At 55.0% G+C, this 16,138-nt stretch carries 18 protein-coding genes; 3 read left to right on the forward strand and 15 right to left on the reverse strand.

Features of this window, described 5'->3' with window-relative positions:
- Positions 1 to 67 precede the first annotated feature (67 nt).
- The gene (locus tag PUZ33_RS04115) at positions 68 to 970 is read left to right on the forward strand and encodes a LysR family transcriptional regulator (protein ID WP_014885334.1); all 903 of its coding nucleotides are present in this window, start codon (positions 68 to 70) and stop codon (positions 968 to 970) included.
- A gap of 41 nt (positions 971 to 1,011) precedes the next feature.
- On the opposite strand, the gene PUZ33_RS04120 is transcribed toward PUZ33_RS04115, so the two are convergent.
- The 11 genes from PUZ33_RS04120 to PUZ33_RS04170 form a co-directional block, all read right to left on the reverse strand.
- A complete protein-coding gene (locus PUZ33_RS04120; RefSeq protein ID WP_013098871.1) occupies positions 1,012 to 1,377 on the reverse strand; it encodes a DUF805 domain-containing protein in 366 nt (121 codons plus the stop codon).
- 105 nt (positions 1,378 to 1,482) lie between these two features.
- Complete coding sequence (locus PUZ33_RS04125) at positions 1,483 to 2,469, reverse strand: glutathione S-transferase family protein (protein WP_029883513.1); 987 nt, start codon at positions 2,467 to 2,469, stop codon at positions 1,483 to 1,485.
- 72 nt (positions 2,470 to 2,541) lie between these two features.
- The gene (locus tag PUZ33_RS04130; RefSeq protein ID WP_013098869.1) at positions 2,542 to 2,934 is read right to left on the reverse strand and encodes a DoxX family protein; all 393 of its coding nucleotides are present in this window, start codon (positions 2,932 to 2,934) and stop codon (positions 2,542 to 2,544) included.
- 253 nt (positions 2,935 to 3,187) lie between these two features.
- Positions 3,188 to 3,484: a YqjK-like family protein gene (locus tag PUZ33_RS04135; RefSeq protein ID WP_013098868.1), complete on the reverse strand. Its 297-nt coding sequence runs from the start codon at positions 3,482 to 3,484 to the stop codon at positions 3,188 to 3,190.
- A complete protein-coding gene (locus PUZ33_RS04140) occupies positions 3,481 to 3,879 on the reverse strand; it encodes a phage holin family protein (RefSeq protein WP_013098867.1) in 399 nt (132 codons plus the stop codon). Before PUZ33_RS04140 ends, PUZ33_RS04135 begins: the two co-directional genes overlap by 4 nt.
- Position 3,880: 1 nt before the next feature.
- Positions 3,881 to 4,186 (reverse strand): DUF883 family protein, encoded by a 306-nt coding sequence (locus PUZ33_RS04145; protein WP_013098866.1) that lies wholly within the window; start codon positions 4,184 to 4,186, stop codon positions 3,881 to 3,883.
- A gap of 29 nt (positions 4,187 to 4,215) precedes the next feature.
- Positions 4,216 to 4,584, reverse strand: coding sequence for a DUF1090 domain-containing protein (locus tag PUZ33_RS04150; protein WP_013098865.1), 369 nt, complete (start codon positions 4,582 to 4,584; stop codon positions 4,216 to 4,218).
- Between the two features lie 142 nt (positions 4,585 to 4,726).
- Complete coding sequence (mzrA, locus tag PUZ33_RS04155; protein ID WP_020689389.1) at positions 4,727 to 5,110, reverse strand: EnvZ/OmpR regulon moderator MzrA; 384 nt, start codon at positions 5,108 to 5,110, stop codon at positions 4,727 to 4,729.
- Positions 5,111 to 5,112: 2 nt separating this feature from the next.
- Positions 5,113 to 5,775: a DedA family general envelope maintenance protein YqjA gene (yqjA, locus tag PUZ33_RS04160; protein WP_013098863.1), complete on the reverse strand. Its 663-nt coding sequence runs from the start codon at positions 5,773 to 5,775 to the stop codon at positions 5,113 to 5,115.
- A 343-nt stretch (positions 5,776 to 6,118) separates the two neighbouring features.
- A complete protein-coding gene (gene exuR / locus PUZ33_RS04165) occupies positions 6,119 to 6,895 on the reverse strand; it encodes a transcriptional regulator ExuR (RefSeq protein WP_013098862.1) in 777 nt (258 codons plus the stop codon).
- 141 nt (positions 6,896 to 7,036) lie between these two features.
- Complete coding sequence (locus tag PUZ33_RS04170; protein ID WP_013098861.1) at positions 7,037 to 8,335, reverse strand: MFS transporter; 1,299 nt, start codon at positions 8,333 to 8,335, stop codon at positions 7,037 to 7,039.
- A 473-nt stretch (positions 8,336 to 8,808) separates the two neighbouring features.
- Between PUZ33_RS04170 and uxaC the strand changes: the two genes are divergently transcribed.
- The gene (gene uxaC, locus PUZ33_RS04175; RefSeq protein ID WP_058681005.1) at positions 8,809 to 10,221 is read left to right on the forward strand and encodes a glucuronate isomerase; all 1,413 of its coding nucleotides are present in this window, start codon (positions 8,809 to 8,811) and stop codon (positions 10,219 to 10,221) included.
- Positions 10,222 to 10,238: 17 nt separating this feature from the next.
- On the forward strand, positions 10,239 to 11,726 hold the full coding sequence (locus PUZ33_RS04180) for a UxaA family hydrolase (RefSeq protein ID WP_013098859.1): 1,488 nt from the start codon (positions 10,239 to 10,241) through the stop codon (positions 11,724 to 11,726).
- Between the two features lie 93 nt (positions 11,727 to 11,819).
- Here PUZ33_RS04180 and sstT read toward each other — a convergent pair whose 3' ends face one another.
- From sstT to PUZ33_RS04200, 4 genes are all read right to left on the reverse strand, one after another.
- Entirely contained in the window at positions 11,820 to 13,061 is a 1,242-nt protein-coding gene (sstT, locus tag PUZ33_RS04185) for a serine/threonine transporter SstT (RefSeq protein ID WP_038985779.1), read from the reverse strand.
- 210 nt (positions 13,062 to 13,271) lie between these two features.
- Positions 13,272 to 14,237 carry a TerC family protein gene (locus PUZ33_RS04190; protein WP_013098857.1) on the reverse strand — a complete coding sequence of 322 codons (966 nt, stop codon included), beginning with the start codon at positions 14,235 to 14,237 and terminating at the stop codon, positions 13,272 to 13,274.
- A gap of 251 nt (positions 14,238 to 14,488) precedes the next feature.
- On the reverse strand, positions 14,489 to 15,487 hold the full coding sequence (locus PUZ33_RS04195; RefSeq protein WP_013098856.1) for a Gfo/Idh/MocA family protein: 999 nt from the start codon (positions 15,485 to 15,487) through the stop codon (positions 14,489 to 14,491).
- A gap of 70 nt (positions 15,488 to 15,557) precedes the next feature.
- Entirely contained in the window at positions 15,558 to 16,061 is a 504-nt protein-coding gene (locus PUZ33_RS04200; RefSeq protein WP_013098855.1) for a YgjP-like metallopeptidase domain-containing protein, read from the reverse strand.
- Positions 16,062 to 16,138 lie beyond the last annotated feature (77 nt).

A 16,138-nucleotide genomic window follows, 5' to 3' on the forward strand; every position in this document is an offset into this window, starting at 1 on the left:
GTATGGACGCTTCATTGTTAGCCAGATATTCTGCCCGGTATGTTCAAATTTCCTGAATGAGAACGAGATGGCTAAAGAGAGAGCATTGACGCTTGAGGCGCTTCGCGTCATGGACGCGATTGACAGGCGTGGCAGCTTTGCCGCCGCGGCAGATGAACTGGGGCGCGTTCCGTCTGCGCTCAGCTATACCATGCAAAAGCTGGAGGAAGAGCTGGACGTGGTGCTCTTTGACCGTTCCGGTCATCGAACAAAATTCACGAACGTTGGACGGATGCTGCTGGAACGTGGTCGCGTACTGCTGGAAGCCGCGGATAAACTGACGACGGACGCCGAGGCGCTGGCACGCGGCTGGGAAACCCACCTGACGCTGGTCACTGAGGCTCTGGTGCCTACCGAGGCGTTATTCCCGCTGGTGGACAGGCTGGCAGACAAAGCGAACACGCAGCTTTCAATCATCACCGAGGTGCTGGCAGGCGCGTGGGAGCGTCTGGAGACGGGCAGGGCGGATATCGTGATTGCGCCGGATATGCACTTCCGTTCATCGTCTGAGATCAACTCCCGCAAACTCTACAGCGTGATGAACGTTTACGTTGCCGCGCCAAATCACCCGATTCACCAGGAGCCGGAGCCGCTTTCTGAAGTGACGCGCGTGAAGTACAGGGGCGTGGCGGTTGCGGATACCGCGCGCGAACGTCCGGTGCTAACGGTGCAGTTGCTGGATAAACAGCCGCGTCTGACGGTCACATCGCTGGAAGATAAGCGCCAGGCATTGCTGGCAGGACTGGGCGTAGCGACCATGCCGTATCCGTTTGTTGAAAAAGACATTGCTGAAGGGCGTCTGCGCGTTGTCAGCCCGGAGTACACCAGCGAAGTGGATATCATTATGGCGTGGCGTCGCGACAGCATGGGCGAAGCGAAGTCGTGGTGTTTGCGAGAAATTCCAAAGCTCTTTGCGCATCACAACAAATAAAAGAGTAAGCCCGATGTGCCTAAGCGCCATCGGGCATAAATTTACGCGCCGATCTTCGGATCCGGACCAAAGCGGTTTTCACCCGGCGTCCCGCTCTGACAGTTGAAGATTAAAATCACAATCCACCCCACTACCGGAATTAACAGCAGCAGTAACCACCATGCGGAACGATCTGTGTCGTGAAGCCGGCGGAACTGTACGGCCCAGGACGGCAGAAGAATAAAGATGGCATAAATCGATGTAAGGACGCCTTCCCCACTCGCCCACTCCCAGCCCAGAATTTTATCCACGATGCTCAGCACCAGAGCAAAAATGAAGTTCACCAGAATGAACATCCAGTACTCTTTGCGGCGCGCGCGGCCACCAAATCCAATGTAGTTGCGCAGTACGTTTAAATACCAATCCATTTCCTTGCCTCATTTATCAGTCAATCACTTGTTTTCTAAGCGATCGAGGTAAGGATAGATGGAGATTGTGAATTAAAAAAGGGCATCTCACGATGCCCTTAATATTTATCCAAAACGAACGTCGCGCCCGTGGGGTTCATTCAGATCCTGCCACGGCCCGATGGAGATAATACCCGTCGGGTTAATGGTTTTGTGGCTGCGGAAATAGTGGGTGCGGATATGGTCAAAATCGACCGTTTCGGCAATTCCCGGCATCTGGTAGATGTCGCGCAGGAAACCATACAGGTTCAGATAATCGCTGATGCGGTGTTTGTCACACTTAAAGTGGGTGACATAGACCGGATCAAAGCGAACCAGCGTCGTCCACAGGCGGATATCCGCTTCCGTCAGACGATCGCCCGTCAGATAGCGGTGCTGGCCGAGGATCTGCTCCAGACGCTCAAGAGATTCAAAGACTTTTCCAACCGCTTCGTCGTAGGCTTCCTGGCTGGTGGCAAAACCGGCCTTGTAAACGCCGTTATTAACGTTGTCGTAAATCCAGCTGTTCAGCTCATCGATTTTGTCTCGCAGCTCAACCGGATAGTAATCCCCGGCGCGCGCGCCATGGGCGTCGAAGGCGGTGTTGAACATGCGGATGATCTCCGCAGACTCATTGCTGACAATCGTCTGGTTTTTCTTATCCCACAGAACCGGTACGGTGACGCGCCCGGTGTAGTGCGGGTCGGCGCGCAGATAAAGCTGGTAGAGGAAATCGTGATGATACAGTTCATCACCCGTCGCAGCAGGGAAATCACGGTCGAACGTCCAGCCGTTTTCCAGCATTAGCGGGTTCACCACCGACACCGGAATTAAGGATTCGAGGCCTTTCAGCTTGCGCACAATCAGCGTGCGGTGCGCCCATGGGCAGGCGAGGGAAACATAGAGGTGATAACGATCTTTCTCGGCCGCAAAGCCACCTTCGCCACTCGGGCCGGCAGCACCATCGGCGGTAAGCCAGTTACGGAAGGCCGAAACAGAGCGCTTGAAGCGTCCACCGGTGGATTTGGTGTCATACCAGACATCCTGCCAGACGCCGTCTACGAGTTGTCCCATTTTTTTCTCCTCCGTCAGATAGCAAAAGCGAGGAGAGGTCTCCTCGCTTTGTGTTTATTCAGTATAGCGTGCTTACCATTTCTTATTCAGAACGCGGTCGATGCTGTATGCGCCCGGGCCGGTGACAGCCAGCAGCAGGAAGCCACCCGCGATGGTCAGGTTTTTCATGAACATCAGGGAGTTCACGCCTTCAGCAAAATTGCTGTGGAAGATGAACGCCGTCAGCAGGGTGAAGCCCGCAGTAAACAGCGCCGTGGTACGGGTCAGGAAGCCGAACAGTACCGCCAGGCCGCCGCCGAACTCAAGCAGAATGGTCAGTGGCAGCATAAAGCCCGGAACACCCATGGCTTCCATATACTGCTGGGTACCTGCATAACCGGTGATTTTGCCCCAACCTGCAACGATGAACAGAATTGGCATCAGAATACGTGCTACCAGTACACCAACATCTTCTAATTTTTTCATTTTACTCTCCAGGAAACCACATCAGCGGCTGAACATTATTTGTCTGCAAATTCGGGTAGATACCGCGTCTTTGCTGTCGATGGAGAGCATCATAAACGTGACGGTTGGCGATTGTTAGCAAGGAAAACTGTCAATCTTTTTCAAAGATATTGAGTAAGGGCAGGAGCGCGCTGGTGCCCTCACCCCAACCCTCTCCCACAGGGAGAGGGCGTAAAAACAAAAAACGGTAACCAGGGTTACCGTTTTGCTTTTATCACCGAAGCTGCTGCTGGCGAATCGTCGCTTTCACCAGGCGCCAGGCGCTCCAGGCACCAAAGCCGCGTCGGGCCCAACGGATCAGCATATTCGGATGACGGATCGTCCAGATTGCCATCACACTGCTGCCAACCAGAGCCCAGGAACGCAGGCTCAGGAAGGTGTTCCAGCCACGGTCAAACCGACGCGTCGCGTCAATCCAGTCGCGACGGCTGGCAGACAGATCCAGCCGTTGCTGCTGGATCTGACTTAACAGAAAGGCTTTTCGCTTTTCACGTTCGGCTTTATCGCTCACGGCTTGTCATCCTCCAGCAGAGCGCGATCGTTCGCCAGCTCCTGGCGCGTATGGCGCAGGAAAGTGGACTTACGCGCTTTGCGCATCGTCCAGATACCGCCAATCAGTGCTGCAACCAGCAAAACGACGGTGGTGGCAATCATCGCGTTGAGTCGATATTGCGGATCGATGGCCCAGATGATGAGTACCATCAGGCTCATCAGACCAAACGCGGCGAAGAGCATGGTCAGTCCAAGCATCAGCAGCATCTGGAAGAGGTTGGCTTTCTCCTCTTCCAGCTCTACCACTGCCAGCCGGACGCGCGTTTCGGCAATCCCGACCAGCGTCGTTAAGATACGCTGGCCGATGCCGAGGACGTTGTTAGCAGGCCCTTGTGCGTGACGAGGATCTTCCATATCAACGACGCGTCAGCAGTACGCCCAGTACCACACCGATTGCGGCACCAATACCGACACCCGTCCACGGATTATCGCGAACATATTCGTCAGCACGCGCTGCGGCTTCACGGGTCTGTTTTGCCAGCGCATCACCGGTTTCACCCAGGCGATAACGGCTCTCTTTCAGCGCTTGCTCCGCTTTACTGCGCAATTTGCTGACCTCTTCTTTTGACTTATCGGCGGAGGAGTTCAGCACCTCTTCAAGGGTGTCAGCCAGGGATTTCAGTTCAGCGCGCAGATGTTCAGACGTCGTATCTTTTGACATGATTTTCTCCTGTTGAGATTTCCGTTAACTCAATAATCGCGAGCTTCCAGCGCTTTCAGGTCGTCCTGCGCTTCTTTCAGCTTTCTCTCGCGCTTGGCAATTTTTTCCGCATCCCCTTTCTCTTTCGCTTCCTGCAGGTCGTGACGACGCTCGGTTATCTCGTCCTTCTGTTCAGCGATTTTTTTCTGGTGATCGGCACGCAGTTGGCTGTCTGAACAGTTCGCTTTCACTTCGCTCAGCGCTTTTTTCAGCCCCTCAACACGATGCTGATTGTTGTGCTTTTCGGCATAACCGATCTCACGCTGAATATCCTGCTCTTTCTCCTGACAGAGAGAAGTGGCGAAGGAGGCAGTGCTTAAAGATAAAAGGGCCAAAGCCAGAGTAATGCGGAATTTCATTATCGAAACCTTCCATTGTGTTGCGGCATACGCCGCTATCCAGACTAAGCGGAGAACATTTGAGGGGTGCTCCGCGTACTTAAGCATAGTAAGTAAACGGGGGATTCACCAAAGTGAGTGAAAAGATTCGGAATCCTGGTAATTATCCAAATCGATGCGACGTATCGCGAATCAGCGACAGCCAGGCCGCTGGCCGGCTGTCATCGTCCTGCTGGGCAATGATGTATCCCTGCGGCAGCGTGCGGTCAAGAACCACTTTCGCGGCCGCGCTCTGCGCACGGGAGTCAAACTTGATCAGTAACACATCATTTTGTGGGGTGATACTTTTAAAGCGGATCCCGTTGGCATCCAGATGGTGCCAGACAGAAAACCCATCCGGTACGCTGACACCCTGATTAACCGGGCGAATGGCCAGCGTAGATTCCTGATGCGAAAGCGCGCTCCAGACCAGAAGCATGGCGCTGATAAGCACCAGGGCGATCAGTGCGTACGCACAACGACGCAGGGAGAGCGCTGAGATAACCATGGTTAGCTCCTGGCTCCGTATTTTTTCTTCCACAGGACAACCAGCGAACCGATCAGGCCGAAGACCAGCAGGACGACAGGCAGCAGCATCAGGCATGACATCAGCTGATCTTCATACTTCATGAAGACCGGCGTTTTACCCAGCGCATAGCCCAGCGTGGTGAGGATCAGCACCCACAGCAGGCCACTCATCCAGTTAAAGAACTGGAAGCGAGTGCTGCTGAGACCTGACAGACCCGCGATGGTCGGCAACAAAGTACGTACAAACGCAATAAAGCGGCCAATCAGCAGTGCGGAAAGGCCGTGCTTATGGAAAAGATGGTGCGCCCGCTGGTGATAATGCGCCGGAAGGTGCGAAAGCCAGTTCTGCACGATCCGCGTATTGCCAAGCCATCGTCCCTGGATGTAGCTCACCCAGCAGCCGAGGCTGGCGGCGACGGTCAGTAAAAAAATGGTTTGCGGAAACGCCATCGCCCCTTTGGCACACAGCACGCCGACCAGCACCAGCAAACTGTCGCCTGGCAAAAAGGCCGCAGGCAGCAGACCGTTCTCAAGGAACAGGATCATAAACAGGACAAAATAGAGCATGCCAATCATGGAAGGGTTGGCCAGCGTTTCGAAATCCTGAGCCCAGAGGGCATTCAGTAGTTGGGTCAAAAGTTCCATTCAGTGTTCCTGGAAATCGGTTAACGTCACGCCTGTTATCCGGGACAAACAGCACGGCGACATTGTTGTGATTTCATTATGGTCGCTCGCGGACACATTGCGGTGTGGCCAACACTGTTCCCTGTTAATTGGCTGGTTAGCAAGCACTAACTTACAAAATAAGGAATTGAATCCAATTGTAACAAAGCCCAACGTTCTGCGTCACAGAATTTGCAGGGTGTGATGATTTTGGCGTAAGCCCTGGAAGTGAGCGAGGGGATTTACAAAGGCTGACACTATATATGTTTTGCTTACCCATAAGCGCGGGAAGGCGCAGCGAAGCGCCTGCCAGCACGGAGGCAAACTATTTTGCCTGACTTGACGCGGTATCGAGGTGAACGACAGGATTATCCGCAAAAAGATAACGGTCGGCGTTAAATTCGAAGTCGTCACTTGTCTCATTGAACAGCATCTGCTTGGTGTTCTCGAGGTGCTGCCACATGGCCAGTTTCGCGGCGTGGGGATCTTTACGAATCAGCGCCTTGAGGATTTGGTCGTGATCGTCACACCAGTTATCCACCGTACGTGAATCGATATGATCGTGCAGTTTTTTCCAGTACGGGTTGTGAACGCGCTGAGTCCACATTTTTTCTACAATTGCGGCCAGCGCGGTATTTTGCGTTGCCAGTGCCACCTGAACGTGGAACTGCAGATCCCACTCCGAATCGCGGAAACATTTTTCCTTGCGGGCGTTCTCCTGGATCTCCATCAGTTTCATGATGTCCTGCTTGGTCACCTGGGTTGCCGCAAATTCCGCAATGTTGCTTTCAATGAGCTGGCGGGCCTGGAGCAGCTCAAACGGACCATAGCTGGCAAATTCCAGGCTTTCGTCCGCAACAGGAGAGTGTTTAGGCTGATTAGAAATCACATGAATGCCGGAACCTTTGCGAACCTCAACGTAACCTTCCACTTCGAGCATGATGATCGCTTCACGCACCACGGTGCGGCTCACGTTTTTTTCATCGGCTATGAAGCGCTCAGCGGGGAGTTTGTCACCGACAAGATAGACCCCTTGCTCGATGCGATCTTTCAGCTCGGCAGCAAGTTGTTGATATAAACGACGTGGTTCGGTGATTTCCATATGCGCTCCAGGCAGGGTACGGCGGATGATTTGTTATACCACTTTTGCATGCCACTCTCCAGATTTTGCCATTAAAAAAGCCGCCCGGAGGCGGCTGGTTTTATAGCTCGGGTAAGCGCAGCGCCACCCGGCACAGCAATGCTAACTCTGCGTCGCCGGTCCCCCGAGGGACTCTTTCGCCAGTTCGTCGGCAGATTTGCTTTTCAGCACCGTCCAGATAACGACTGCCCCCATCAGGTCGAAGATAGCCAGTACCGCAAACAGCGGGCTGAAACCGATGGTATCCGCCAGCGCACCCACCACCAGCGCAAACAGGGTACTTGCGGTCCAGGCGGCCATCCCGGTCAGGCCGTTGGCCGTTGCCACTTCGTTACGGCCGAACACGTCAGACGAGAGGGTAATCAGCGCACCGGAGAGCGACTGGTGTGCAAAACCACCGATGCACAGCAGGGCGATAGCCACGTACGGGCTGGTGAACAGGCCGATCATCCCCGGGCCAATCATCAGCAGTGCGCCCATGGTCACCACCATCTTACGGGAAACAATCAGGTTCACCCCAAACCAGCGCTGGAACAGTGGCGGCAGGTAACCACCCACGATACAGCCCAGGTCAGCGAACAGCATGGGCATCCAGGCGAACATGGCGATCTCTTTCAGGTTAAAGCCATAGACCTTAAACATGAACAGCGGGATCCAGGCGTTAAAGGTGCCCCAGGCTGGTTCAGCCAGGAAACGTGGCAGCGCGATACCCCAGAACTGACGGGTCCCCAGGATCTGCCAGACGGACATTTTTTTGCCGTTGTTGGTCTGGTGCTGCGCTTCCTGACCGCCAATGATGTACTCGCGTTCTTCTTCAGACAGTTTTTTCTGGTCACGCGGGTGTTTATAGAACACCAGCCACGCCATGGCCCAGGCAAAGCTCAGTACGCCAGAGATAATAAACGCCATCTGCCAGCTGTGCATGACGATGGCCCACACCACCAGAGGAGGGGCAATCATCGCCCCGATGGACGAGCCGACGTTGAAGTAACCGACCGCAATAGAACGCTCTTTTGCCGGGAACCATTCAGAGCTGGCTTTCAGCCCTGCCGGGATCATCGCCGCTTCCGCCGCACCTACCGCGCCGCGTGCCAGCGCCAGGCCACCCCAACTGCCTGCCAGCGCCGTTGCACCGCAGAATACCGCCCAGGCGATGGCGAAGAAGGCATAACCGATTTTGGTACCGAGAATGTCCAGCACATAGCCTGCAACAGGCTGCATGATGGTATAAGCCGCGGAGTAGGCGGCAATGATGTAGGAGTATTGCTGCGTGGAGATGTGCAGCTCTTCCATCAACGTGGGCGCGGCGGCTGCCACGGTGTTACGCGTGAGGTAGCCCAGCACGGTGCCGAGCGTCACCAGTGCGATCATATACCAACGTAACCCTTTAATTTTACGCATCTAAAACCTCATCGTTATGTTATTTCCGTGCCAGGGCACGGCAACCTCTCACCGGTTTGGGGGAGGGCTGTGTAACGGGAGGGGCGTAACCGGGAGAACGTCCCGGAACGGCCCGAACCTTGCCATAAATAAGCGTGCATAAGTCGGTTTCCGTACCGTTAAATCCGATGTCTGACACCGGTAATGCATTCCGTCGGCTGCGTGTTTGCGACGGCGAAAAGATAACTTGTCATACAACTTTAAAAGGTGAGTGACATCACAAATGTATGATTCTTTGTAGGGGCATTATCTGGCGCAGGTGAAGCCAGTTCTGATGCGGTCTGCAGAAGGGTTTACCTCATTCGGGGTAATTTTTTTGTCCGGGTTTATTGATCCAACTCACGAAAAAAACCTCAGGCTCTGGAAATTGGTGTGATAACTTTGCAGCATCTGAACATAAGCTTTCTGCCGCTCCCGTTACGAGGAAGACGATAATGACACCGTTTATGACCGACGATTTTCTGTTAGACACTGAATTTGCCCGCCGCCTGTATCACGACTACGCAAAAGACCAGCCCATTTTTGATTACCACTGCCATTTACCGCCGCAGCAGGTTGCCGACAATTACCGTTTTAAAAACCTGTATGACATCTGGCTGAAGGGCGATCACTATAAATGGCGCGCCATGCGCACCAACGGCGTCGCTGAACGCCTGTGTACCGGCGACGCAAGCGACCGCGAGAAATTTGATGCCTGGGCGGCTACCGTGCCGCAGACCATCGGTAACCCGCTCTATCACTGGACGCACCTCGAACTGCGCCGTCCGTTTGGCATTACCGGTAAGCTGCTTTCACCGGCTACGGCGGATGAGATCTGGGAGCAGTGCAACGACTTGCTGGCACAGGATAACTTCTCCGCGCGCGGCATCATGAAGCAGATGAACGTGAAGATGGTGGGCACCACCGACGACCCGATCGACTCGCTTGAACATCACGCGGTCATTGCAAAAGACACCGCGTTTGATATCAAAGTGCTGCCAAGCTGGCGTCCGGATAAAGCCTTTAACATCGAACTCGACACTTTTAGCGACTATATGGTGAAGCTGGGCGAGGTTTCTGACACCGACATCCGTCGTTTTGCGGACCTGCAGAGCGCGTTGATCAAACGTCTGGATCACTTTACGGCACACGGCTGTAAAGTCTCTGACCATGCGCTGGATGTGGTGCTGTTTGCAGAATCTAACGAAGCCGAGCTGGATAGCATTCTGGCGCGCCGTCTCTCCGGTGAAGCCCTGAACGAACATGAAGTCGCCCAGTTCAAAACTGCGGTACTGGTCTTCCTTGGCGCTGAATATGCCCGTCGCGGCTGGGTGCAGCAGTACCACATTGGCGCGCTGCGTAATAACAACCAGCGTCAGTTCAAACTGCTGGGCGCGGACGTGGGCTTTGACTCCATCAACGACCGTCCGCTGGCCGAAGCGCTCTCTAAACTGCTGAGCAAACAGAACGAGCAAAACCTGCTGCCCAAAACCATCCTCTACTGCCTGAACCCGCGCGATAACGAAGTGCTGGGCACCATGATCGGCAACTTCCAGGGGGAAGGGATGCCGGGCAAGATGCAGTTCGGCTCCGGCTGGTGGTTCAATGACCAGAAAGATGGCATGGAGCGTCAGATGACGCAGCTGGCGCAGTTGGGTCTGTTAAGCCGCTTTGTCGGCATGCTGACCGACAGCCGCAGTTTCCTCTCCTACACCCGCCACGAATACTTCCGCCGCATTCTGTGCCAGATGATTGGCCGCTGGGTGCACGCGGGCGAAGCACCGGCGGATATCCAGCTGCTTGGCGAGATGGTGAGAAACATCTGCTTTAACAATGCGCGTGACTACTTCGCCATTGAACTGAACTAAGCCCGTTTGAGGTTGATATGCACTACATCAAAATCCATTCGCTGGATAACGTCGGCGTCGCGCTGGCAGATCTGACCGAAGGAACAGAGGTCACTTTCGGTAATCAATCGGTCACGTTGCGCCAGGCCATTGGACGTGGACATAAGTTTGCCCTGATCCCCATTATGAAAGGGGAGAACGTGGTGAAGTACGGTTTACCGATTGGCCATGCGCTGGCGGATATTGCGCCGGGTGAATACATTCATTCCCACAATACCCGCACCAATCTGAGCGATCTGGACGAGTACAGCTATCAACCTGATTTCCATGCGCAAGAGGAGCAGGCGGCGGATCGTGAGGTGCAGATCTACCGCCGCGCCAACGGTGAGGTAGGGATCCGCAACGAACTCTGGATCCTCCCGACCGTCGGTTGCGTGAATGGGATCGCGCGTCAAATCCAGACGCGTTTCCTGAAAGAGACTCACGATGCCGAAGGCATTGACGGCGTGCACCTGTTCAGCCACACCTACGGCTGTTCACAGCTGGGTGACGATCACATCAACACCCGTACCATGCTGCAAAACATGGTGCGTCATCCGAACGCGGGGGCGGTGCTGGTGATTGGCCTGGGCTGCGAGAACAACCAGGTGGATGCCTTCCGGGAGACGCTGGGCGAGTTTGACCCTGAGCGCGTGCACTTTATGGTGTGTCAGCATCAGGATGATGAAGTGGAAGCGGGCGTTGAGCAACTGCACCAGCTGTATGAGGCGATGCGCCACGATAAACGTGAGCCAGGCAAGCTGAGCGAGCTTAAGTTTGGGCTGGAGTGTGGTGGCTCGGACGGTCTTTCCGGGATCACCGCGAACCCGATGCTGGGCCGCTTCTCGGACTATGTGATCGCCAACGGGGGAACGACGGTGCTGACGGAAGTGCCGGAGATGTTCGGTGCCGAGCGTATCCTGATGAGCCACTGCCGTGATGAAGCGACGTTTGAGAAAACGGTCACCATGGTGAATGATTTCAAACAGTACTTCATCGCTCATAACCAGCCGATTTATGAGAACCCGTCGCCGGGTAACAAAGCAGGTGGGATCACCACGCTTGAAGAGAAGTCACTGGGTTGTACCCAGAAAGCGGGCGCCAGCCAGGTGGTGGATGTCCTGCGCTACGGCGAACGCCTGAAAACCCACGGACTGAACCTGCTGAGCGCCCCGGGGAACGATGCGGTTGCCACCAGCGCGCTGGCCGGTGCCGGCTGCCACATGGTGCTGTTCAGCACCGGCCGCGGTACGCCGTACGGCGGGTTTGTCCCGACGGTCAAAATTGCCACCAACAGTGAACTGGCGGCGAAGAAAAAGCACTGGATCGACTTTGATGCCGGTCAGCTCATTCACGGTAAAGCAATGCCTGAATTGCTGACGGAGTTTGTGGACAGTATTGTGGAATTTGCCAACGGCAAGCAGACCTGCAACGAGAAAAACGACTTCCGTGAGCTGGCGATCTTTAAGAGTGGGGTGACGTTGTAAGTTGGGTGCGGGCCGGTGCCCTCACCCTGACCCTCTCCCACGGGAGAGGGGACAAACACTAAAAACGGCAACCTCAGGGTTGCCGTTTTGCTGTTAACCTCGTAATGCGTTCTTCGCTAAACGCGCATCTTCCGCCTGACAGGCCGCAGCGGTGAACAGCACGTCGGTAGAAGAGTTCAGCGCCGTCTCACAGGAATCCTGCAGCACGCCGATAATGAAGCCGACTGCGACCACCTGCATGGCAATTTCGTTCGGGATACCAAACATATTGCACGCCAGCGGGATCAACAGCAGAGAGCCGCCCGCCACGCCGGATGCGCCACAGGCACACAGCGAGGCCACCACGCTCAACAGCAGCGCCGTAGGCAGATCCACCGCGATACCCAGCGTATGCACTGCCGCCAGGGTCAGCACGGTGACGGTGATCGCCGCGCCCGCCATGTTCACGGTTGCACCCAGCGGGATAGACACGGAGTAAGTATCACGATCCAGATTCAGTTTTTCCGCCAGCGCCATGTTAACCGGAATGTTAGCTGCAGAGCTGCGGGTAAAGAAGGCGTACACGCCGCTTTCACGCAGGCAGGTCATTACCAGTGGATACGGGTTGCGGCGGATCTGCCAGAACACCAGCAGGGGGTTAACTACCAGCGCCACCAGCAGCATGCAGCCAACCAGGACCATCAGCAGCTGTGCGTAGCCCCACAGCGCGTCAAAACCGGTGGTTGCCAGCGTAGAGGAGACCAGACCAAAAATACCGATTGGGGCGAAGCGAATAACGATTTTCACCATGAAGGTCACGGCGTTCGAGACATCGTTAACCAGGTTTTTCGTGGTCTCATTACCATGACGCAGCGCGAAGCCCAGCCCAATTGCCCAGACCAGGATGCCAATGTAGTTTGCGTTCATCAGCGCCGTGATTGGGTTGGAGACCATGCTCATCAGCAGGCCACGCAGCACTTCCACAATCCCGGATGGCGGCGTGACATCACCGGCCGCGCTGGTCAGGTGCAGCGTAGACGGGAACAGGAAGCTAAATACCACGGCGGTTAAGGCAGCGGAGAAGGTGCCCAGAAGATACAGGAAGAGGATCGGCCGAATGTTGGTTTTTTGTCCGTGTTGGTGGTTGGCAATCGACGCCATGACCAGCATCAGAACCAGTACCGGTGCCACGGCTTTCAGTGCGCCAACGAAAAGGGTTCCAAGCAGCCCCGTGGCTTCTGCAGCAGGTTTTGACACCATAGCCAGCAGAATACCCAGTACCAACCCGACCAGAATTTGTTTTACAAGGCTGCCCTGCGCCAGGCGCGCGAACAGACCGCGTGATTGTGTGCTCATACGTTATTCCTGAGTGAAATTGCGTTCCATCCTGGCTGTGCTCTAAGGCACATTTATGTCCGGATGTAAGTATTTGTTTGCCTGGTTGAGTATCAGGGAAAGCGAGGAAAGGCGGAAGAGTAAAATGCTGGATTTTACGTGTTGCGTCATTTTTTTTAACTATTGATTAACGAAAGTGCCGGGTGGCGCTGCGCCACCCGGCAAAACGCACTACGCCTGCTGCTTTTTATCGTGCTGGCGGTTAACCCAGGTATTGATAATCAGCGTTACCAGCAGAATGCCAAACACCACGCCGAGCGAGATGGCAATCGGGATGTGGTAGAAATCGACAATCAGCATCTTGATACCGATAAACACCAGGATCACCGACAGACCGTACTTCAGCATTGAGAAGCGCTCAGCCGCGCCTGCCAGCAGGAAGTACATCGCACGCAGACCGAGAATAGCGAACAGGTTAGAGGTCAGCACAATGAACGGGTCGGTGGTAACGGCGAAGATAGCCGGGATACTGTCCACGGCGAAGATCACATCGCTCAGCTCCACCAGAATCAGTACCAGCAGCAGCGGGGTGGCGAACAGCAGGCCATTCTTGCGGACAAAGAAATGCTCGCTCTCGATTTTGTCCGTCATGCGCAGATGACCACGGATCCACTTCACCAGCGGCTTATCACCAATACCGGTTTCGTCTTCTTTCGCCAGCGCCATTTTAACCCCGGTGAACAGCAGGAACGCGCCAAAGACGTACAGCAGCCATTCGAACTGGGTTATCAGCCAGCTTCCGGCGAAGATCATGATGGTACGCAGGACGATTGCCCCCAGCACGCCGTAAACCAGCACGCGACGCTGCAGGGCAGCAGGCACGGCAAAGTAGCTGAACAGCATCAGCCAGACGAAGACGTTATCAACCGCCAGCGCTTTTTCAATCAGATAACCGGTGAGGAAGGCGAGCGCCTGAGGATCAGCCACCGCACGGCCTTCGGTCGAGGCCAGATACCACCAGAAGGCGGCGCAGAAAAGGAGTGAGAGGGATACCCACACCAGCGACCAGACGGCGGCTTGCTTGACGCTCATGCCGTGCTCGCCGCGACGGCCCTGCAAAAAGAGGTCGATTGCCAGCATGATGAGCACGACAACCGCGAATCCGCCCCACAACATTGGAGTGCCGACAGAATGCATACTATTTTCCTTACACATAAAAAACAAAAACGGCCATGGTCAGAAGACGATAGCCGTTAGCTTTTTATGCATAGACCTCGCCTTCCGGCAAGGTCTCACTTACAACCACGAAGGTTGCCCGGCGACCGGATGCGGTTTTGCACGCATCGTAATGACGATCCACCGGCAAGGAAGTTACTCCCCTTTGCTCGTAACAAAATATGTCAGACCATCAGTTTCGTCAATGGTCCTCAGTCATTCATTACACAGCTTTACGCGATAGCTTCTGTGCTCACGCCGTCAGCCGGGAAAACCACGCCGGTCTGGCGACGGATTTCCGTTTGCAGCTTCGCCGTGGTGCGGCTTATCGCAAGCCCAGGGTGATTCACTTCGTTGTCTTCCACCAGACGGGCGAAGACCTCTGCCTCATAGAGCATAGTGTTAATATGCTGAGGCTGCGTCAGCTCCTGCGCTTTACCGCCTCGCGGCACAAAGCTCAGCTTCTGGCATTCGGAAATCTTCTCGATAACCAGCGATCCGTTTTCACCCTGAATTTCACTTGGCAGGACGGAGTCACTCACTTTGGAGTGCTGCAGCGTGACGCTGAAATCACCGTAATCCAGCACCACGACACCGTGCGCATCCACGCCGCTCTCCAGCAGGCTGGCAGTGGCCGTAACGCCGTGCGGCTCGCCCCACAGGGCAACCGCAGAGGCCAGGCAATAGAAACCGATGTCCATAATCGAGCCGTTGGAGAAGGCCGGATTAAAGGTGTTCGGGTTCTCGCCGTCCAGATAACGCTGGTAGCGCGACGAGTACTGGCAGTAGTTAATAAAGGCTTTGCGCACTTTGCCCACCTTCGGCAAAGACTGCTGTAGCAGCAGGAAGTTCGGCAGGCTGGCGGTTTTGAACGCTTCGAACAGCACCACCTGGTTGTCGCGGGCGCACTGAATGGCGGCTTCCACTTCCTCGATATTCGAGGCCAACGGCTTCTCGCAAATGACATGCTTTTTATGGCTGAGGAAGAGCCGGGTTTGCGGGAAGTGCAGGGCGTTCGGGCTGGCAATATAGACCGCGTCAATGGCGTCGCTTTGCGCCATCTCATCAAGCGAGGTGAACAGATGTTCAACCAGATAATCGTTCGCGAAGGCCTGCGCCTGTTCAAGGCTGCGGGAATAGACGGCGGTGAGCTTAAGTTTGCCGGTTTCGTGGGCGGCGTCGACGAACTGGCGCGTGATCCAGTTCGTACCAATGACTGCGAAACGTATCATAAACGTTTACGTACTCCATAGCGGGGAACCTTTAGCCACTGTAGCACGTGATTGTTGCAAAACCAGTGCGCTACTGCGCATTACTCTTTAACGATAAATGCGTAAGCCACAAACGGGTATCAAACTCCAGCTGATGGTACTGTGGCTCCATATGGCAGCACAGGGAATAGAACGCCTTGTCATGCTCTTTTTCCTTCAGGTGCGCCAGCTCGTGCACCACGATCATCCGCAGAAAGGCTTCCGGTGCGTTGCGAAAGACGGTGGCGACGCGGATCTCGGCTTTTGCTTTTAGCTTACCGCCCTGTACGCGTGAAATGGCCGTATGCAGGCCGAGCGCGTTTTTCAGCACGTGGATCTTGTTGTCGTACATCACTTTATTGATGGGTGGCGCACTCTTCAGATACCGGTTTTTGAGATCCTGCGTATACTGCCAGAGGGCCTTATCGGTCGCGACATCGTGCGTGCCGGGATAACGTTTTTCCAGCACCGCCCCCAGTTTTTGCTCGGCAATTAACGTGCGTACCTGGGAGAGCAAATGCTCCGGGTAGCCCTGGAGATAAGTCAGCTGGTTCATCAAAACCCCAAAATAAGTTGAAAACGGGTATACTCACGCACCCTTTTCAGGGATAACGCCAAATTTTACCATTCAGG

This window comes from Enterobacter cloacae complex sp. 2022EL-00981 (assembly GCF_028737495.1).
GTDB lineage: Bacteria > Pseudomonadota > Gammaproteobacteria > Enterobacterales > Enterobacteriaceae > Enterobacter > Enterobacter cloacae.